Source organism: Parasedimentitalea marina (genome assembly GCF_004006175.1).
In the GTDB taxonomy this organism is placed as follows: Bacteria; Pseudomonadota; Alphaproteobacteria; order Rhodobacterales; family Rhodobacteraceae; genus Parasedimentitalea; species Parasedimentitalea marina.
In genome coordinates, this window is sequence record NZ_CP033219.1 from 2,788,892 (window position 1) to 2,807,912 (window position 19,021).

The 19,021-nt window shown below is 57.0% G+C and carries 22 protein-coding genes; 13 read left to right on the top strand and 9 right to left on the bottom strand.

Annotation, left to right across the window (positions count from 1 at the left end; translation table 11 throughout):
- Positions 1 to 128 precede the first annotated feature (128 nt).
- From thrS to EBB79_RS13450, 5 genes are all read left to right on the top strand, one after another.
- The gene (gene thrS, locus EBB79_RS13430) at positions 129 to 2,075 is read left to right on the top strand and encodes a threonine--tRNA ligase (protein ID WP_127749360.1); all 1,947 of its coding nucleotides are present in this window, start codon (positions 129 to 131) and stop codon (positions 2,073 to 2,075) included.
- A gap of 223 nt (positions 2,076 to 2,298) precedes the next feature.
- Positions 2,299 to 2,604, top strand: coding sequence for a BufA1 family periplasmic bufferin-type metallophore (locus tag EBB79_RS13435; protein WP_127749361.1), 306 nt, complete (start codon positions 2,299 to 2,301; stop codon positions 2,602 to 2,604).
- 96 nt (positions 2,605 to 2,700) lie between these two features.
- Positions 2,701 to 3,558, top strand: coding sequence for an MNIO family bufferin maturase (gene bufB / locus EBB79_RS13440; protein WP_127749362.1), 858 nt, complete (start codon positions 2,701 to 2,703; stop codon positions 3,556 to 3,558).
- The gene (locus tag EBB79_RS13445; RefSeq protein ID WP_127749363.1) at positions 3,555 to 4,310 is read left to right on the top strand and encodes an HvfC/BufC N-terminal domain-containing protein; all 756 of its coding nucleotides are present in this window, start codon (positions 3,555 to 3,557) and stop codon (positions 4,308 to 4,310) included. Before bufB ends, EBB79_RS13445 begins: the two co-directional genes overlap by 4 nt.
- Positions 4,311 to 4,314: 4 nt before the next feature.
- Complete coding sequence (locus EBB79_RS13450; protein ID WP_127749364.1) at positions 4,315 to 4,878, top strand: DoxX family membrane protein; 564 nt, start codon at positions 4,315 to 4,317, stop codon at positions 4,876 to 4,878.
- A 63-nt stretch (positions 4,879 to 4,941) separates the two neighbouring features.
- Here the strand turns inward: EBB79_RS13450 and EBB79_RS13455 are convergent, their stop codons facing one another.
- Both EBB79_RS13455 and EBB79_RS13460 read right to left on the bottom strand, forming a co-directional pair.
- On the bottom strand, positions 4,942 to 5,310 hold the full coding sequence (locus EBB79_RS13455; protein WP_127749365.1) for a hypothetical protein: 369 nt from the start codon (positions 5,308 to 5,310) through the stop codon (positions 4,942 to 4,944).
- A 39-nt stretch (positions 5,311 to 5,349) separates the two neighbouring features.
- Positions 5,350 to 5,667 carry an ArsC/Spx/MgsR family protein gene (locus tag EBB79_RS13460; RefSeq protein ID WP_127750998.1) on the bottom strand — a complete coding sequence of 106 codons (318 nt, stop codon included), beginning with the start codon at positions 5,665 to 5,667 and terminating at the stop codon, positions 5,350 to 5,352.
- 221 nt (positions 5,668 to 5,888) lie between these two features.
- Here EBB79_RS13460 and EBB79_RS13465 point away from each other — a divergent pair, with 221 nt between their 5' ends.
- On the top strand, positions 5,889 to 6,095 hold the full coding sequence (locus tag EBB79_RS13465; protein WP_127749366.1) for a cold-shock protein: 207 nt from the start codon (positions 5,889 to 5,891) through the stop codon (positions 6,093 to 6,095).
- Between the two features lie 58 nt (positions 6,096 to 6,153).
- On the opposite strand, the gene EBB79_RS13470 is transcribed toward EBB79_RS13465, so the two are convergent.
- Positions 6,154 to 6,636, bottom strand: coding sequence for a dihydrofolate reductase (locus EBB79_RS13470; protein WP_127749367.1), 483 nt, complete (start codon positions 6,634 to 6,636; stop codon positions 6,154 to 6,156).
- Position 6,637: 1 nt separating this feature from the next.
- Positions 6,638 to 7,471 (bottom strand): thymidylate synthase, encoded by an 834-nt coding sequence (locus EBB79_RS13475; RefSeq protein ID WP_127750999.1) that lies wholly within the window; start codon positions 7,469 to 7,471, stop codon positions 6,638 to 6,640.
- A 187-nt stretch (positions 7,472 to 7,658) separates the two neighbouring features.
- Between EBB79_RS13475 and EBB79_RS13480 the strand changes: the two genes are divergently transcribed.
- Entirely contained in the window at positions 7,659 to 8,087 is a 429-nt protein-coding gene (locus EBB79_RS13480) for a VOC family protein (RefSeq protein ID WP_127749368.1), read from the top strand.
- Positions 8,088 to 8,364: 277 nt separating this feature from the next.
- On the opposite strand, the gene EBB79_RS13485 is transcribed toward EBB79_RS13480, so the two are convergent.
- The 3 genes from EBB79_RS13485 to EBB79_RS13495 form a co-directional block, all read right to left on the bottom strand.
- Positions 8,365 to 8,862: a MarR family winged helix-turn-helix transcriptional regulator gene (locus tag EBB79_RS13485; protein WP_177627816.1), complete on the bottom strand. Its 498-nt coding sequence runs from the start codon at positions 8,860 to 8,862 to the stop codon at positions 8,365 to 8,367.
- A 74-nt stretch (positions 8,863 to 8,936) separates the two neighbouring features.
- Positions 8,937 to 9,194 (bottom strand): succinate dehydrogenase assembly factor 2, encoded by a 258-nt coding sequence (locus EBB79_RS13490; protein ID WP_127749369.1) that lies wholly within the window; start codon positions 9,192 to 9,194, stop codon positions 8,937 to 8,939.
- On the bottom strand, positions 9,191 to 9,592 hold the full coding sequence (locus EBB79_RS13495) for a helix-turn-helix domain-containing protein (RefSeq protein ID WP_127749370.1): 402 nt from the start codon (positions 9,590 to 9,592) through the stop codon (positions 9,191 to 9,193). The genes EBB79_RS13490 and EBB79_RS13495 overlap by 4 nt, the downstream gene beginning before the upstream one ends.
- A gap of 95 nt (positions 9,593 to 9,687) precedes the next feature.
- Here EBB79_RS13495 and EBB79_RS13500 point away from each other — a divergent pair, with 95 nt between their 5' ends.
- Positions 9,688 to 10,890, top strand: coding sequence for a pyridoxal phosphate-dependent aminotransferase (locus EBB79_RS13500; protein WP_127749371.1), 1,203 nt, complete (start codon positions 9,688 to 9,690; stop codon positions 10,888 to 10,890).
- 11 nt (positions 10,891 to 10,901) lie between these two features.
- Complete coding sequence (locus EBB79_RS13505; protein WP_127749372.1) at positions 10,902 to 11,303, top strand: hypothetical protein; 402 nt, start codon at positions 10,902 to 10,904, stop codon at positions 11,301 to 11,303.
- 271 nt (positions 11,304 to 11,574) lie between these two features.
- Here the strand turns inward: EBB79_RS13505 and EBB79_RS13510 are convergent, their stop codons facing one another.
- Positions 11,575 to 12,966, bottom strand: a complete 1,392-nt coding sequence (locus EBB79_RS13510; protein ID WP_238704906.1) for an MATE family efflux transporter — start codon at positions 12,964 to 12,966, stop codon at positions 11,575 to 11,577.
- Positions 12,967 to 13,075: 109 nt separating this feature from the next.
- On the opposite strand from EBB79_RS13510, the gene EBB79_RS13515 reads away from it, so the two are divergent.
- Positions 13,076 to 13,741: a TIGR02453 family protein gene (locus EBB79_RS13515; protein WP_127749373.1), complete on the top strand. Its 666-nt coding sequence runs from the start codon at positions 13,076 to 13,078 to the stop codon at positions 13,739 to 13,741.
- Between the two features lie 180 nt (positions 13,742 to 13,921).
- Positions 13,922 to 14,533 (top strand): glutathione S-transferase family protein, encoded by a 612-nt coding sequence (locus tag EBB79_RS13520; protein WP_127749374.1) that lies wholly within the window; start codon positions 13,922 to 13,924, stop codon positions 14,531 to 14,533.
- Between the two features lie 73 nt (positions 14,534 to 14,606).
- On the opposite strand, the gene EBB79_RS13525 is transcribed toward EBB79_RS13520, so the two are convergent.
- On the bottom strand, positions 14,607 to 16,040 hold the full coding sequence (locus tag EBB79_RS13525) for a pyridoxal phosphate-dependent decarboxylase family protein (RefSeq protein ID WP_238704907.1): 1,434 nt from the start codon (positions 16,038 to 16,040) through the stop codon (positions 14,607 to 14,609).
- 218 nt (positions 16,041 to 16,258) lie between these two features.
- Here EBB79_RS13525 and parE point away from each other — a divergent pair, with 218 nt between their 5' ends.
- Both parE and EBB79_RS13535 read left to right on the top strand, forming a co-directional pair.
- Positions 16,259 to 18,217 carry a DNA topoisomerase IV subunit B gene (gene parE, locus EBB79_RS13530; RefSeq protein ID WP_127749375.1) on the top strand — a complete coding sequence of 653 codons (1,959 nt, stop codon included), beginning with the start codon at positions 16,259 to 16,261 and terminating at the stop codon, positions 18,215 to 18,217.
- Positions 18,218 to 18,250: 33 nt separating this feature from the next.
- Positions 18,251 to 18,919, top strand: a complete 669-nt coding sequence (locus EBB79_RS13535; RefSeq protein ID WP_127749376.1) for a hypothetical protein — start codon at positions 18,251 to 18,253, stop codon at positions 18,917 to 18,919.
- Positions 18,920 to 19,021 lie beyond the last annotated feature (102 nt).

Here is a 19,021-nt window from a genome sequence, read left to right on the forward strand (position 1 = left end):
AGGCACCATTGGTGCCGGGGGCAGCGCCCCCCGCTTGACAGCCAGCAACTCTCCTGCCAAATCAGCTGAACACATATACCCGCAACCGGGCGTTCAGTGGGCGCCAAACCGACGAGGAGTGCCAATACATGGCCCAAATCTCCCTTACCTTCCCCGATGGCAATGCACGCTCATATGATGCAGGCGTGACCGCCGCTCAGGTCGCCGCCGACATTTCGTCGTCGCTGGCCAAGAAAGCGATCTCAGCCACCTATAACGACCAGCACTGGGATCTGCAGTGGCCGATACCAGCGGATGGCTCGATCGCCCTGCACACCCTCAAGGATGAGGCCCAGGCCAATGAACTGATCCGCCACGATCTGGCCCATATCATGGCCCGCGCGGTACAGGCACTCTGGCCCGACACCAAGGTCACCATCGGCCCGGTGATCGACAACGGCTGGTATTACGACTTTGACCGCGCTGAACCTTTCACTCCAGAAGATCTGGGTGTGATTGAAAAAGAGATGAAGAAAATCATCAACAAGCGCGAGCCGGTCACCACCGAGGTCTGGGACCGCGACCGCGCGATCCAGTTCTACACTGACAATGATGAGCCCTATAAGGTCGAGCTGATCGACGCCATTCCCGGTGACGAGCCGCTGCGTATGTACTGGCACGGCGACTGGCAGGATCTGTGCCGGGGTCCGCACCTTGCCCACACTGGCCAGGTGCCCGGTGACAGTTTCAAACTGATGTCCATCGCGGGTGCCTACTGGCGCGGCGACAGTGACCGCGCCATGCTGCAACGGATCTACGGCGTCGCCTTCACCGGCAAGGAAAAGCTGAAGGCCCACCTGACCATGTTGGAAGAGGCCGCCAAGCGCGACCACCGCAAACTGGGCCGTGAAATGAACCTGTTCCACATGCAAGAAGAGGCCCCCGGCCAGATCTTCTGGCATCCGAATGGCTGGACCATCTACACTCAGCTGCAAGACTACATGCGCCGCAAACAGCGCGCTGATGGCTATGTCGAGGTCAACACCCCACAGGTGGTCGACCGCAAACTGTGGGAAGCTTCAGGCCACTGGGATAAATACCAGGAACACATGTTCATTGTCGAAGTCGATGAAGAACATGCCCGCGAAAAAACCATCAACGCGCTGAAGCCGATGAACTGCCCCTGTCACGTGCAGGTCTACAATCAGGGCCTCAAGTCCTACCGCGACCTGCCGCTGCGCATGGCCGAGTTCGGCTCATGCAACCGCTATGAGCCCTCGGGCGCCTTGCACGGTATCATGCGGGTGCGCGGCTTTACCCAGGATGACGCACATATCTTCTGCACCGAAGATCAGATTGAGGCGGAATGCGCCAAGTTCATCGACTTCCTGTCCTCGGTCTACAAAGACCTTGGATTTGAAAAGTTCGAGATAATGTTTGCCACCCGCCCCGAAAAGCGCGTCGGCACCGAGGAAAGCTGGGATCACGTCGAGGCAGCGCTGGAGAACGCCATCAAGGCCACGGGTCACGACTATACGCTGGACGAAGGCGAAGGTGCGTTCTACGGCCCCAAGCTGGACTTCAAACTGACCGACGCCATTGGCCGGGTCTGGCAGTGCGGTACATTCCAGGTGGACCCCAATCTGCCCGAACGGCTGGACGCCAACTACATCGGCGAGGACGGCGCCAAGCATCGCCCCTATATGCTGCACCGCGCCTGTCTGGGATCGTTTGAACGCTTCATCGGCATCCTGATCGAAAGCCACGCCGGTAAGCTGCCGTTCTGGCTGGCACCGCGTCAGGTGGTTGTTGCCTCGATCACATCCGAGTCTGATGTCTATGTGATGGAAGTGGTTTCTGAGCTGCAAAAAGCAGGCGTGCGTGTCGAGGCCGACACCCGCAACGAAAAGATCAACTACAAGGTTCGCGAACACTCGGTTGGCAAGGTGCCTGTGATCCTGGCGATTGGTGCGCGCGAAGTGGAAGAGCGCACCGTCTCAATTCGCCGCCTGGGGCAAAAACAAAGCCAGGTTGACAGCCTGGCAAATGTTACAAAGCTTCTTGCGCTGGAAGCTACAGCCCCCGATCTGCTGTAACAATTGCCTCTCAGACAGGTATTTTCCGGCCCCCTTTGCGGGGCCGGATTGCATTTACAATCACTAATGTATTGAAAATACACACTTATTCATCAGGCACTCTGTCACATTCTCTGACGGGCACGTGACACACAAGCTCGTGTCTTCATTCTGCGCTAACGGTCCGCTAGGGTTTACCTGTCACGACGTAACAGCAAGCTTTATAACAAAAGGACTTCCCCCGATGTCGAACACTGCAAAATCTCTGGTTGTCGCAAGCGCCGTAGCCGCTGCTCTGGCTGCTTCCACCACTGTTCCCGCTGCTGCTCAATCCAAAGAGAAGTGCTATGGCGTGTCGCTGGCCGGCCAAAATGACTGCGCCGCCGGTCCTGGCACAACCTGCGCTGGCACATCAGTCACCGACTATCAAGGCAATGCCTGGACACTGGTCGACGCCGGTTCATGCGTCGGCATTGAGTTGCCAAAAATGGCCGATGGCTCCGCACGCATGGGCTCTCTCGAAGCGCTAGAGCGCGACATTCCGGCCTAAACCAACACCATACACGGCGCGGCTTGATCCTTCTGGCCGCGCCGCCGTCCTCGCCGGTCCCCAGACCACCCTGCCCCGACCAGACGAGAAAGTGCTATGCAGGACAGCAACAATCGCTTCACTCAGCTGCCAGTATCGGCCGGGGTTGGCTATAAGCCGCAACATTTCACCCAGATACTGGACACCCCGGGGCCCATAGGCTGGCTGGAAGTGCACGCTGAAAATTACATGGGGGATGGGGGCCGACCACATGCCCAATTGCGCCGCCTGTCCGAACAGTTCGCCATGTCCGTGCACGGTGTCGGCCTTAGCATCGGTGGCGAAGGCCCGCTGGACAGCGATCATCTGGCCCGGCTGAAACATCTTGTCGACTGGCTGAACCCGGCCAGTTTCTCAGAACATCTGGCATGGTCTACCCATGACAGCCATTTCTATAACGATCTGCTGGCCCTGCCCTATACCAATGCCACCCTGACCCGCATCTGCGATCATATCGATCAGGTGCAGACGGTGATCGGGCGACCTATGCTGCTCGAGAACCCCTCGAGCTATCTTGCCTTTGATGAAAGCACCTGGGCGGAACCCGCCTTTCTGGCCGAGATCTCGCAGCGCACAGGCTGTGGCATGCTGCTCGACGTCAACAACGTGTTTGTCTCAGCCACCAACCTCAACTTCTCACCGCAGGGCTACATCGATGCCTTTGCCCTGGACAAAGTCGGCGAGATCCATCTGGGAGGCCATGACGTTGACGCCGATGACTATGGCAACACCCTGCTGATCGACAGTCATGCCAGCCCTGTGGTGGACCCTGTTTGGGACCTGCTGGGCTATACCCTGCGCCGCACCGGCCCTCTGCCAATATTGATCGAATGGGACAACGACGTGCCAGAGTGGCCGGTACTGGCCGCTGAAACTGCCCGCGCTGTGGCTGCCTTGGCGATGGTGCCCGCATGAGCGTCAATCAGACACATTTCGTCCAGGCCATGATGGACCCCAGCTTGCCGGTGCCGGATGGATTGTCAGATGCCCAGTCCCGCCCCGCCGGACGGCGGTTCAATGTCTACCGCAATAACGTTGCCACCTCGCTGACCGAGGCCATGCATTCTGCCTTTCCTGTGATCACCAAACTGCTGGGCAAGGAGAACATGGATGGGCTGTCAGGATTATACCTGCGAGCCCACCCGCCAACCTCGCCACTGATGATGTTTTACGGCGCGCAGTTCCCGGCGTTTCTGGCAGGCTTGGAGCAGTTAGCCCACCTGGGTTATCTGGCCGATGTTGCCCGGCTGGAGCTGGCCCTGCGCACGGCCTATCACGCGGCGGACGCAACGGCGATCACAGCCGATGCACTAGCAGCGATCCAACCCGAGGACCTGATGCAAGCCAAGGTTATGCTTGCCCCATCTGTGCAGGTGATCCAATCGCCATGGCCGCTCTATGATATCTGGCGGTTCAACACCTCCCAAGACGCGCCTAAACCGGAACCGGTGGCGCAGGATGTTCTGATCACCCGGCCAGAGTTTGACCCCATTCCACACAGCCTGCCTGTGGGTGGCGCCACCTGGATCACTGGGCTGATGCAGGGAGCCACCTTTGCCGAGGCACATGACAACACGTTGACAACAACCCCCGAGTTCGACCTTGGGACAACGCTCGCGCTGCTATTGCAGGGCGGCGCACTTATCAATTTGGACAGTAAGGGATAATCATATGCACGCGCTGGTCTCACTTCACAACGCGGTTTTCAACCTGATTGAACGGGCTGGAAACTGGCTTCTGCCGCTGGCCGCCCGTTTCACATTTGCCGCAGTATTGCTGGTGTACTATTGGAACTCCGGCCTGACCAAACTGGGCGACGGGATCTTTGGCCTATTCAGCCCCTCGATTGGGGCCTATTCTCAGATCTTCCCGAAACAGCTAGAGGCCGTCGGCTATGACACCTCACAATTGGGCGCCTTTCATTGGCTGGTGGTGATGGCCGGCACCTGGGCCGAGTTCATTCTTCCCTTGCTGTTGCTGGTGGGTCTGGCAACCAGACTGGCCGCGCTTGGTATGATTGGATTTGTGGTGATGCAATCGCTGACTGATGTCTATGGTCATGGCGTCAGCGATCTCAAAACCCTGGGGGCGTGGTTTGACCGTTTTCCAGATGGCGTGATCCTGGATCAGCGATTGTTCTGGGTGTTTATTCTGTCAGTTCTGGTGATCAAAGGCGCCGGAGCTCTGTCGGTCGATGCGCTGCTTCGGCGACGCACTGAACTGGCATTGGCCTAGGTTTCCAAGCGCGAAAACGCCCGCCCGGCCAAGTGGCCGGGCAAAACAGACGCCAACCTGCGGTTAAAAATGTGCCTTGGGCTCATCCGGTTTTCCGGCGGCAATCGCCAATACCCCGGCCAAGCCAGCAAAGCAGATCGGGAACAGGGTAAAGACGTTAAAGCCAAACCCCACATACATTCCTGCCGCTGAGGCCAGTAACAAAACCCCACCCCACAGGGCCCGCGACCGCGCCATGGCGCCGCCCGCAATCGCCAACATCGGAGAGAGCACCGCAAAAATCCGCAGTTGCGTAACATGGTCTACCTGCTCCGCCAGACCTTCAATCTCGCCGAATTGCTCCACTGCGGTCGAGTAGCCATAACCGGCAAACCCAACCATCATCCCAATTATACCGGCGATGATTCCCAAAACCAGTGCTGCATTGCGCATGTGACATCTCCTTTGACCTGTCCTCAGATAGGGTGTCTGTCAGGAAACGCCAAGGGCTGACTGGGTTTCTTTGCTCCAGCTCAAATACAATTTTCCATCCCGTTCAATCAACGGACGCTTCATCAATGTCGGGTGGGTCTGCAGCAGCTCAATTTGCGGCTGCGCCCGTTCTTCCGCAGTCAATGTTCGCCACGTGGTTGATCGTATATTCAACAAACTGTCGCCAAATTGCCCCAGTGCCCGCTGTAATACCTCCACTGGAACACCATCATTCCGGACATCGACAAAATCAATTTTTGGGAGCTGTTTCATTGCCTTACGGCAGGTATCGCAGTTCTTCAGGCCAAATAACTTCAACATTCTTCTCCATCTCAAGCAATAGACTGCACAATTTGTGGTAGAGTCCATTTGTTTTGCTTGATTTTTTTCCTAGCCGTGTAAAGCTGTCCAAGGCTTTCAAGCTACCCTAATCATTGTTTTTCTCAATCTGAAAGCAATACATGACTGGGGCGGTTTGCAATCCAGATCCACTTTGAAATTACTCAAAGTGAAGTGCTTGTAAGAAGGAGACACGGGGCATGCCAAGCGGTACCGTGAAGTGGTTTAACACGACAAAAGGCTTCGGGTTCATTGAACCTGATGCGGGCGGCAAGGATGTGTTTGTGCACATCTCAGCAGTGGAACGATCAGGAATGACTGGGCTCGCCGACAATCAGAAAGTCGACTATGAGCTTCTGGAAGGGCGCGATGGGCGCCAAATGGCAGGCGACCTCAAATCCCTGTAACTTGAAACTCACTGCGCCCTGATTCGCTCCGGGCGCAGTGCAACGTTTTACGCTCACATCACGACCGCCGGCGCAAATACTCCACCAGCAGACAGGCCGGGTCATCGCCAGGCAACGCGGTTTTGCTGACAATATCCCAATCCGCAACATTGAACTCCGGGAAGAATGTGTCAGCGTCTTCGACGTCTAAATCTACTTCGGTGATCAGCAGACGGTCCGCGATTGCCAACATGTCCCGATAGATGCCAAAGCCACCAATCCCATAGATCCGCTGATACCCCTGCGCCCGTGCCTGCGCCACTGCGGCCTGCAACGAGGGGCAGACGGTATCCGCTGCATCCGGGTTCGACGACACCACCAGGTTCAACCGGTTCTTCAACGGCTTGAACGGCAGGCTGTCCCAGGTGTTGCGGCCCATAATGATGGCCCCACCCAAAGTTTCCCGCTTAAACGCCTTTAGATCTTCGGGGGCGTACCAGGGAATTGTATTGTCCTTGCCAATTGCCCGGTTGCGGGCGCAGGCGACCATAAGTGAAATCATGTTACACCGCCACTGGTGCGCGGATGCCCGGATCCGGGTCATAGTTCAGCACTTCAAAATCCTCGTATTTGAAATCAAAGATCGAACTGACCTGACGTATAATTTTGATTTGCGGCAGCGGATGTGGCGTTCTGGACAGCTGCAATTGCACCTGATCCTGGTGATTGCTGTAAATATGCGCATCACCAAGGGTGTGTACAAAATCCCCTGCCTCATGTCCGGTGACATGGGCCAGCATCAGCAGCAACAATGCATAGGAGGCTATATTGAACGGCACGCCAAGGAACATATCCGCCGAGCGTTGATAGAGTTGCATATGCATCTTACCGTTCAGCACCCGCACCTGCCACAGGGTATGACAGGGAGGCAGGGCCATCTGCGGCACATCCGCAGGGTTCCAGGCTGATACAATCAACCGGCGACTGTCCGGTGAATTCTTTATGTTTTCAACAAGATCTGCGATCTGATCGACACTTCCGGCCCGGTATAGCGGTTCGTCACCCGTGGTGCCTTCAACCAGATCCAGTCTTGGAAAGTGGCGCCACTGATGGCCATAGACAGGTCCCAGATCGCCATTCTCATCGGCCCATTCGTCCCAGATCTTTACCCCGTTTTCTTTGAGGTAGCCGATATTGGTGTCGCCGGACAGAAACCACAGCAGCTCGTGGATGATCGATCGCAAGTGCAGTTTCTTGGTGGTGACCAGCGGAAATCCATCCGCCAGCGGGTACCGGGTCTGCATGCCAAAACTGGACAATGTCCCGGTTCCGGTCCGGTCCGCCGATGGCTCGCCCGTTTCCAAAATCTGCCTCAACGCATCGTGGTATTGCTGCACAGTGTCGCCCTCCAGTGCGCTGACATCTTTGCCTCGGTCATAGCCAATATAGCGACCCAGGCCAAGAACCAACGAGGCCCCCGCACCAATGGCCGCTTCAGAAAATAATCCTGGCCCGTTGCCTTTCTCGCTGGCACGCACCGCTTACCGCAGTAAGCTAAGTCGCGAAACAACATTGGAGGACATCATGTCGCTCACCTATTTGCACACAATGATTCGCGTCAAAGATCTGGAAAAGACCATCGCCTTTTTTGAACTGCTCGGACTTAAGGAAACCCGCCGCATGGATAGTGAAAAGGGGCGGTTCTCGCTGATTTTCCTGGCCCCTCCCGGCCAAGAGGACTGCCCGGTCGAATTGACCTACAATTGGGATGGAGACGACGGCCTGCCCAGCGACGGCCGCCATTTTGGCCATCTGGCTTATGGTGTGGATGATATCTATGCCACCTGCGCGCATCTTCAGGCCAACGGCGTCACTATCAATCGTCCCCCACGTGACGGCCATATGGCTTTTGTGCGGTCGCCTGACAATATATCGATTGAGCTTCTGCAAAATGGCGAAAAACTCGCCCCCGCTGAACCCTGGGCCAGCATGGAAAACAGCGGCCACTGGTAGATCCAGGTGTAGATCCGGAGCTAAAACGCAGCGCGACCCTCCGAGTTATCGAAGGGTCGCACTGCTGTCTGAATATCTGGATAATCTCTTTTAGGCCGTTAACCGGTCGCTTCTGCAACCGTATGCACCTGCGCGTCCAGCTTCGCTAAAAGCGGCGTACAAGCAGTGTGTGACCCGGGCCAACATCGCTAAAGCGCGAATGCCCGTTTGCGGTTGTTTCCGGTGGATTAATAGGACCGGACCGCCCTTTGGGAACTGATGCACCCAACGGATTGATTTAGTAGATGTAACGGATCTGATCAGTCCAATACCGTTCAACTCGTTTCAGCGCATTCGAGATGTCGGCGATACCTTCGATATCGATAACTCCCTTACCTTCCAGACCTTCCGCATGACGCGAGAACAGCGACGATACAATGTCGCGTACTTCACGGCCGCGTGGTGTCAGGCGAACCCGCACTGAACGACGATCAATTTCACAACGCTGATGGTGCATATAGCCCATCTCGACCAGCTTCTTCAGATTGTAGCTGACGTTGCTGCCCTGATAGTAGCCACGGCTTTTCAACTCGCCCGCAGTTACTTCGTTGTCGCCGATGTTAAACAGTAAAAGCGCCTGTACTGCGTTGATCTCCAACACACCGACACGCTCAAACTCATCCTTGATTACATCCAACAGCAACCGGTGCAGGCGTTCAACCAGCGCCAGTGCTTCTAGATAACCAGTCATGAACCCCTTTTGGTCCTGCTGGCCTATTGGCATTTCCATACTCATTCGCTTCTCCGACTCGAACTTCTGAAGCAGAGAATGACGTATATTCCCAAAGAATCAGTTAAACTGAATTTTCGTTATTTTTGAAAAGTTTGCGATATATCTTTGATCAATATTTTCAACGAATCCGGCGGAGCGGTCTGGCCCGTCACCCATTGATACAAATCCTGGTCGTTTTCATCCAGCATCTGATCATACAGTTCCAGCTGCTTCTCGTCCATCTGAGCAAGATGGGTTCGCGCATAAGCTGAAAGGATGATATCCATTTCCTTGATACCGCGACGCATGGATCGCATCTGCATCCGTTTCAGCCTGTGCTCATAGGTCTCGCTCATGCTTGCCCTCCGCGCTCCAGCAGCAGCCGCAGTTTCTTTTCCAGCCGCGCAGTGCGGTCGGCATTGGTGCGCAACTCGCCGCGAAGATCGCGAAGTTCACCCAGAATTTCTGAGAAATCACCGGCCACGATGATCTCATCAGCAGGCTGGCTCATGCCGTCACCTTCACCGGTGATCAACCAGGTCATCGACACATTCAGAACACCAGCCATCATCGACAGCTTGTTGGCGCGTGGTTCAGACAGATCCTGTTCCCAACCCAGCAATGTGGCCTTTTTGACGCCCAAGCGGCGGGCCAGCTGCGCCTGTGTCATTGCCGCGACTTCGCGCGCACCGGCGACCCGGTCCCCAAAAGTGGCGGCATCCGGGCCATACCAATCATATTCTAAATCAGACATTTGAATTCTCCTGTACAGTCTCAACCGTAAACACTTGATCGGCTTTTGGGCGCACCCTATGACAGTCTGGCGCAACATTCAAACAGAGGCCGATTATGCCGTTCATTTCTGACACTCTCTCTCGCGTCAAACCTTCACCGACCATTGCAATGACCGCCAAAGCTGCTGAGCTGAAAGCCGCCGGTCGTGATGTGATTGGCCTCAGCGCAGGTGAGCCGGATTTCGACACACCGCAAAATATCAAAGACGCCGCCGTTGCCGCCATCGCTGCGGGTAAAACCAAATACACCGCCCCTGATGGCATTCCTGAACTGAAACAGGCGATCTGCGCCAAGCTGAGCCGTGAGAACGGGCTGGACTACACTCCGGCGCAGGTTTCGGTCGGCGCGGGCGGCAAACAGACGCTGTATAACGCGCTGATGGCCACACTGAACGACGGCGACGAGGTCATCATCCCCGCGCCCTATTGGGTCAGCTATCCCGACATGGTCCTGCTGGCAGGCGGCACCCCCGTGGTGGCCGAGACCTCGTTACAGACAAATTTCAAACTGACGGCCGATCAGCTTGAAGCCGCAATCACACCCAAAACCAAATGGTTCATCTTCAACTCGCCCTCTAACCCCACCGGGGCAGGCTATAGCCGGGAAGAGTTGAAAGAGCTGACGGACGTGTTGCTGCGTCACCCGCATGTCTGGGTGATGAGCGATGATATGTATGAACACTTGGCCTATGACGGTTTTGAGTTCAGCACCCCGGCGCAGATCGAACCCGCGCTCTATGAGCGCACGCTGACCTGCAATGGCGTATCCAAAGCCTATGCGATGACCGGTTGGCGCATTGGCTATGCCGCAGGCCCGGTTGAACTGATTTCTGCCATGCGCAAGATCCAGTCTCAGTCCACCTCGAACCCCTGCACCATCAGCCAATGGGCGGCGGTTGAGGCGTTGAACGGCACGCAGGACTTTCTGGCCCCCAACAACGAGATGTTTGTACGCCGCCGCGATTTGGTTGTGTCGATGCTCTCTGCGATTGACGGGATCACCTGCCCCACACCAGAAGGTGCTTTTTACGTCTACCCTTCGATCGCCGCATTGATGGGCAAGACCACCCCCAAGGGCACTGTGATTGTGGACGATCAGACCTTTGCCAATGCTCTGCTGGATGAGGCAGATGTTGCTGTGGTGTTTGGCGCAGCCTTTGGTCTTTCACCCAACTTCCGGGTCAGCTACGCTACCTCGGACAAGGCCCTGGTTGAGGCCTGCACGCGCATACAGACCTTCTGTGCTGCACTGACGTAAAAGGACAAAACATGAGCGCTGAACTACCGGACTATTATTTCCGGGTGCGGGATAACGGCGCCTTTGTCTACCGCGTCGACACCGAGAACCGCCAGCGCCGCATTGAAATGGACCAAATCGCCGTTGTGAATATCCGCAACGGCGAGATCAAACCGCATGGCGGCCGCAGCTTGTCAGACCGCGATCAGGCCGAAATCAAGACTTGGATGACCGAGCGCAAGGCCCTGCTGGCAGAGCGTGACATTGACGATATCCACCGTGCCATCGATTACCTGAACACCACCGCCCACTGGGCCCAGTCCAAGGCCTCTCCCGAGCATCTGGAGATGATCACCGACGATCTGCTGCTGGCCATGCACGACCTGCGCACGGTGCTGGTCCGCAAAAAGGCGGACCGGCTGATGAAGGGATAAGCTGGTCCCCAATGGACTGCGCCATCCTTATGTCCAACCGTAAGCGACCGCAATGCGGCACTGATGTGATTTAAATAGCCACTCTTGGCGGTATGTATCAGCACGCCTCCGGCGTGACAAAGCAACTGGATATGCACCAGAAGCAGAAGATCTCTTTCTTTCCCGAAACTTACCTCTGACCTGTCAGAGTATCACGGCACTCCTTCCTGATATAGAAAAGGAAGGTAGAAATGCTCAAAGTGATTAACTCACTCACACTTCGCAGAGGCAATTATCCAAGCGGTTCCTCAACATCCCCAACCTTGCCAATTACTGACCCCCAGAACCGCAGCATCAGCAGGACCGATGCACAGGCCAGCCCCAGTACCAGCCCGCCCCAGACACCAATGCCGCCGTACCCCAAGACAAACCCCAGCACATAGGAGGATGATATTCCAACGCCCCAATAGCTAAAGACCCCAATCACCATTGGTATTGTGGTGTCCTGCACCCCGCGCAACAGGCCCAGCGCGATGGCCTGCACACCGTCTACCAGCTGAAACAACGCCGCCATTGCCATCAACCCAACTCCAATTGCCAGGATCTCGGGCTTTTGCGGATCACTGCCATCCATGAACACCGACATCAGCGTCTCGGGCATGGTCACGAAAAACACTGTCGCAAACACCGACATCACCAGGGACATGACTGTCACCACCTTGCCGCCGCGCGCCATGTGGCTCCGGTCTCGACGACCATAGGCATTGCCCGCCCGGATCGTTGCCGCGTTGCTCAGCCCCAGATGGACCATAAAGGTCAGTCCCGCCAGCGACACTGCAATACCATGCGCTGCCAGCGCCACCGTGCCCAGCCAGCCCATCATCATCGCCGAAGCGGCAAACAGACTGACCTCACTTAACGTGGTCAGGCCAATTGGAATGCCCAGACGGAAAACCTCGCGCAGCATCTCCCAGTCCGGCCGCTTAAAATTCTTTAGCAACTCATGCTCGGGCAGCACCTTCAGCGCGTAAATGATGATGGCTACAAAAGACACCACCTGGGTGCTGAAGGACGCAATGGCCGCACCGCGCACGCCCAGCTCGGGCGCGCCAAAATTGCCGAAAATCAGCACATAGTTCACCAGTGCATTCATCACAGCAGCGCCCAAAGTCACCCACAGAACGATCTGGGTGCGCTCCAGCGCCGCCAAATAAGATTTCAGCACCATCACCAGCAGGGCCGGGAAAATCCCCCAGCCTGCTACGCGCAAATAACTTGCCGCCATCTCGGCAATCACCGGTTCTTGCCCCATCATGTCCAGAATCGGATGGGCAAATAACAGCAGCGGCATGACCACCACCCCATAGGCCAGCGACAACCACAGCCCCATGCGGGTACAGCGGCGGATCTGACGGTCCTCACCAGCTCCGGCAGCAGCGGCCACCATCGGCATCACCGCAAAGCCAAAGCCCGCCCCAAACAGGAACAGAACAAAGAAGTAAGTCGAGGCCAGCGTCACCGCCGCCAGCGCCTCCACGCCGTACCAGCCCAGCATCACTGTGTCGGTCAGGCCAATTGCAAACTGTGCGACATGCCCTCCGATCAGGGGCAGGCCAAGCACGCCAATGGCAACGATATGACCGCGGCGGGTCATTGGAGAGGGGGACTGTGGTAATGTGTTCATAGCCAAGGCTTAGGCACAGCCTTTCAAAGGGGCAAGACAAACCGTTCCCCCCTTGGGCTTTGTAAAACCTGTGTTAGGCTACCTGGATTCAGACCCGGAGCTTATTTACATGGCCGATCCCTTTGCGCAACTCATCCCCGAAGCCAGATCTTTTCTTGAAGAGCTGGCTCGCGACAACACCCGCGATTGGTTTCACGCCAACAAGACCCGCTATGAAGCCCACCTCAAGACCCCATCGCAGCTGCTGCAAGAGCAGATCTGTGCCGATTTCAGAAAGCACAGCGAATCTCCGGTCACCGCAAAATTGTTCCGCCCCCAGCGCGATATCCGTTTCTCTAAGGACAAGACCCCCTATCACACCCATCTGCACATGCTCTGGCAGGTCCGGGGACCGCTGGATTTTGGGGTATTCCTGGGAATCTCACCCGGGCCCTGCAGAATAGGCGGCGGCGTGATGAGTTTTGACAAATCGCAGATTCTGACCTGGCGCAGCAGTGTCGACGGCTCCCAGGGTGCCGCCATTGCGTCAGCTCTGGAGACACTGGCACAACAAGGTTTCAAAGCCGGAGATCCCGAGTTGAAACGTGTCCCTTCGCCTTACGACAAGGATCACCCTCAGGCAGACCTGCTGCGCCGCAAGTCTCTGACTTTGTGGCGTGACCTGCCCACCGACGACTGGTCCCAGCCGCTCATGGCCCTGAACAGCGCATTTGCTGATCTCAGACCACTGCGTGCGCTGTTAACCGCCGGTCTCACCGCAGCGAACCTTCCATGACCAGACCAGTCGAGCCCATGAACGGCACCGGGTTTTTCGTCTGGCGGTGGCGCGATACTGCGCTGCCTCCTTTGCTGCCCGGTGCCGCCTTTAGCCAGGCCGACCACCGGGTCCACCTTCAATATCCCGCCAAAATTGCTCAGGTCATTCTCAATTGGGCGCCGAACAGGACACCAAAATATGATCACTGTGCACCATCTCAACCGCTCCCGGTCCCACCGCGTCCTCTGGCTGCTCGAGGAGCTGGATCTGGATTACCAGGTGATCCGCTACGAACGCGACGCCAAAACCAGCCTGGCGCCACCGGAATTGCTCAAGGTGCACCCACTGGGCAAATCTCCAGTGGTGGAAATTGAGGGCGAAACAGTCATCGAATCTGCCGCTATCATCGAATTGATCTGCTCGCGCCATGCGCCAAACATGATCCCACTGCGCACCACGCCTGAATTCATTCGCCACATCGAGCTGATGCACTACGCCGAAGGCTCTGCCATGACCCCCATTCTGCTGAACCTCTATGTCGGTATGCTGGCCGAGGCCGGAGCACCTCTGCATCCCCGCATCCAACAACAATTGACCAGCCACTTCTCCTATATGAACAGCCAGTTGCGCGCTTCCGGACATTTTGTCCTGGACCACCTCTCCGCCGCTGACATCCTGCTCAGCTTCCCAGCCGAGATCGCCATTCGCATGGGTCGCGGCGAGGACTTCCCGGCCCTGGCCAGCTTTGTCGAAGCCTTCCAGAACCGCCCCGCCTACCAGCGCGCATTTGTCCGCGGCGGCGGCGCCTGAACCGCAGGCTTCATCTGGCTAAAAATATCCTGGGGGTCTGGGGGCAAAGCCCCCAGCGGTGGCCCCCTCATGATCACCCCAGTGCAGCCAGTGCCGCAACCGCCGCAACTGCGGCACGAATATCCTGGTCCCGACTGCGGTGGTTGGTAATTGCAGCCCGCAGCATCACCACCCCCTGCGCCCGCGTGGTTGAGAACACCACCTCGCCGCGCTCCTGCAGGGTCTGGACAATCTCGCTGTTCAATATCGACTGCGCCTCTTGCGATAAATCAGCCCTTGCCGTGAACACACAGACATTCGACACCACTGGTGCCGCCAGGCGCATATTAGCACGGGATTCAACCTCCTGCGCCATAAGGGCAGCAAGTCGGCAATTGTCGGTGATCGCCGCACCCAATGCCGCCTCACCATACATCTCCAACGCGGTCCAGACCTTCAACGCCCGATTGCCCCGCGACAGATCAATGCCATAGTCGCAAAACCACGGATCCCCTCCCGCCAGCCCGCGCTCAGCCGCTTCCAGATAACTGGGCCGCGCCGCAAAAGCCGCCCGGTGTGCAGCTTCGTCAGCAATCAGCACCAACCCACAGTCATAGCCGATGTACATCCATTTATGAAAATCCAGGGCAAGACTGTCAGCCCGGCCAATGCCATCACTCAATCCCCGCCAGGGCGCCTCAGCAATCCGCGTCCAGGCGCCAAAGGCCCCGTCCACATGCAGCCACAGATCCTCATCCGCCGCCACATCTGCCAGTCCGTTCAAATCATCGTAAGCGCCCAGATCCACCGATCCCGCCATACCAACCAGTAAAAAGGGCAGCGCCCCCGCCGCCCGGTCCTGGGCAATCTGCGCCCGCAGTGCTGCCAGATCCATCTGCCCGTCAATCAGTGGCACCAGGCGCAGATTATCCCAACCGATTCCCAGCAATTCCAGTGCCTTGCGAGTGGCATTGTGAATGCCCTCGCCGGCATAGGCCGTCAGCAATGCGCTGCCTTGCCCCGTCTTGCGCACCTCCGGCATTACCCGCACCCGGGCCGCCTGAAAGGCAATTACCGTCGCCTGCGAGGTCCCGGTGACCAGCACACCACTGGTGCCTTCCGGCATCCCCATCTTTGCGCCTGTCCAATCAATCACCGCGCGTTCCATGTAATTGGCGCCGTGGTCACGACCGCCGGTATTGGCATTGATCACCGCCCCCGCCATACCCGCAATCAGATCCGAGGCCAGCCCGGTGCCCTGCACCCAGCCCCAGAAACGCGGATGAATGTTGCCACCATGATAGGGCAGCACATCATCGGTGATCCGACTGACCATCTCCGCTGCACTCTGCCCCTTCGCCTGAACGCCATAGCCGTCTTTCACTGCCGCCGACACGTCCTGCCAGGGCCGCTCCGCCACTTGCTCCAGCTGATCAATCGAGGCCTCCAGCATCCGCCGCGCCTCCGCGCGAAAATCCTTCCAATCCACGGGATCCAATCCGCAACTTTTTGTGGTTTTATCCGTCACATCAGTCTCCCATTGCCGTTCCTGCTGCTGGTGTTCAACTGTACAGCCACTTTCGGTACAGCCAAATCTTTCAACCGATAAGGCCACAACCTACACCCACCCGCGCAATCTCTGCCGCGCACTCAACTTATCCACAACACCTAGCCTGCCCCTTCCCCCACACCGCCACACCTGCCATAGTGGCGGTAACCACCACCACCAAAGAGCAGCCCCCAAATATGGCCAATGACCTCCTGTCCGACTCCGAAACGGAAACCTATGACGCGTCCTCGATCGAGGTTCTCGAGGGGCTAGAGCCGGTCCGCCAGCGCCCCGGCATGTATATCGGCGGCACGGATGAACGCGCGCTGCACCACCTGGTGGCTGAAATCCTCGACAACTCGATGGACGAGGCGGTCGCAGGCCACGCCAACCGGATCGAAGTCACTCTGCACGCTGATTACTCGGTGACCATCACCGATAACGGCCGCGGTATCCCAATCGATCCGCACCCCAAGTTTCCCGATAAATCGGCCCTCGAGGTGATCCTCTGCACTCTGCACTCAGGCGGCAAGTTCTCTGGCAAGGCTTATCAGACCTCGGGCGGTCTTCACGGCGTCGGCTCTTCGGTGGTGAACGCGCTCTCGGACAGTCTGGTGGTGCAGGTGGCCAAGAACAAGGAACTGTTCGAGCAGCGGTTTTCGCGCGGCATTCCACAAGGTCCCGTTGAAAAAATCGGCGCAGCCCCCAACCGGCGCGGCACCGCAATCACTTTCCACGCCGACGAGCAAATCTTTGGCCACCATAGGTTCAAACCCAAGCGCCTGTTCACCCTGGTGCGTTCCAAGGCCTATCTCTACTCCGGCGTCGAGATCCGCTGGAAGTCGGAAATCGACGATGGCGAAACAGCGACCAGCGCCACCTTCCACTTCCCTGGCGGGTTAAAGGACTATTTGACCGAGGTCCTGGGAAAATCCTCGGTCTATGCCGATGCGCCCTTTGCCGGCAAAGTCGAGTTCCGCGAGAAATTCGGCGAGGCAGGCTATGTGGAATGGGCCATCAACTGGACCCCTTCGCGCGACGGCTTTACCCAGTCCTACTGTAACACCGTCCCCACCCCCGAGGGCGGCACCCATGTTACCGGCTTCTGGTCCGCCATTCTAAAGGGCATCAAGGCCTACGGCGAACTGGTCGGCAACAAAAAGGCCGCCTCGATCAACCGCGACGACCTGATGGCCGGTGGCTGCGCCCTGGTGTCCTGCTTTATCGCCGACCCGGCCTTTGTCGGCCAGACCAAGGACCGCCTGTCGTCCGAGAACGCCAGCAAGATGGTGGAAAACTCGGTCCGCGACCACTTTGACAACTGGCTGGCTGCCGACACCAAATCGGCCGGCGCCATCCTCGACTTTCTGGTGCTGCGCGCCGAGGAACGCCTGCGCCGCCGCCAGGAAAAAGAGACCCAGCGCAAATCAGCCACCAAGAAACTGCGCCTGCCCGGCAAGCTGACCGACTGCACCGCGAAAAACCGTGCTGGCACCGAATTGTTCATCGTCGAGGGCGACTCCGCCGGTGGCTCAGGCAAAGGCGCGCGCAACCGGGTCAATCAGGCGCTGCTGCCCCTGAAGGGTAAGATCCTCAACGTGCTGGGGGCCGCGTCCAACAAAATCGGCACCAATGCCGAAATCCGCGACCTCTGCGAGGCACTGGGCGTCGGTGTTGGCACCAAGTTCAATCTCGATGATCTGCGTTATGACAAGATCATCATCATGACCGATGCGGATGTCGACGGCGCCCATATCGCTTCGCTGCTGATGACCTTCTTCTTCACCCAGATGCGCCCACTGATCGACGGCGGCCATTTGTACCTGGCCTGCCCTCCGCTGTTCCGCCTGACCCAGGGTGCGAAAAGGGTCTATTGCCTGGACGAGGAAGAGCGCGACAAGTGGCTGGACAAGGGTCTGGGCGGCAAGGGTAAAATCGACATCTCCCGCTTCAAAGGTCTTGGTGAAATGGACGCCAAGGACCTGAAAGAGACCACCATGGACCCCAAAACCCGCAAGCTGATCCGCATTACGATTGATGAGGATGAGCCGGGTGAGACGGATGAACTGGTCGAGCAGCTGATGGGCAAAAAGCCCGAGCTGCGGTTCCAGTATATCCAGGAAAACGCGCGGTTTGTGGAGGAGTTGGATGTTTGAGGGGAAGTAAATTTTTTATATCGGAGTAATAATTTGAGTACCATTAACAAAGCTTTTGATCGTCTAGCTACACTATTAGAAACAGCAAGTGGCGCTGCGAAAAATAGCAATGAAGGACCTTTGTCGGCCGCTGATTTGGATGAGATCCAATACCTTGTTAGTCTTTTAGAAGAAAATCTCCCATTAAAGATCGTCGAACTTTCAAATGGCGAACGCCCTTTTGATGGTTACGACCAAAAAGCGTTTGGGGACCGTTGTATTCGTGCTCTTAAAGTCGAACAAACGTTTGGAAGTGTGGGTGGCACCAAATTTCCCTCTTCATCGGCTGAGCTTCTACCTGTTTTCGAGTTAGAGCAACCCGACAAAGATCGAATCTTCAAGCTTTGTAACGACATGAGAAAAATTGTGTTTGCATCTTCGATGTTTGATGAACCGCACAAGAAGAGGCTGCTTAACCGCATCGCAGCAATCGAAAAACAAGTTTTTTCAAAGAAGGGTCTGTTCGACGTGATCCTTGGAGGTGTTTCCGACGTCGGCGAGACACTCGGAAAATTTGGCACTGACATCAAACCTTTAACAGATCGAATGAAAGAAGTCGCGCGGATTGCCCGTAAGGGTACCAAAGAGTACGATCAAATTCCTGCTCCAGAAGAAGTGAAGAAGCTTCCAGCCCCAGATACTGAAAATCTGGAAGATGATTGACCCCAAGGCCCGCACCTGACCTTGGGGAGGCGTAAAGCGCCTTCCCGGGGGGAAGGTCAGGCGCGGGCCTGACGGCCCAAGAGCACAACTAAAACCGTCACA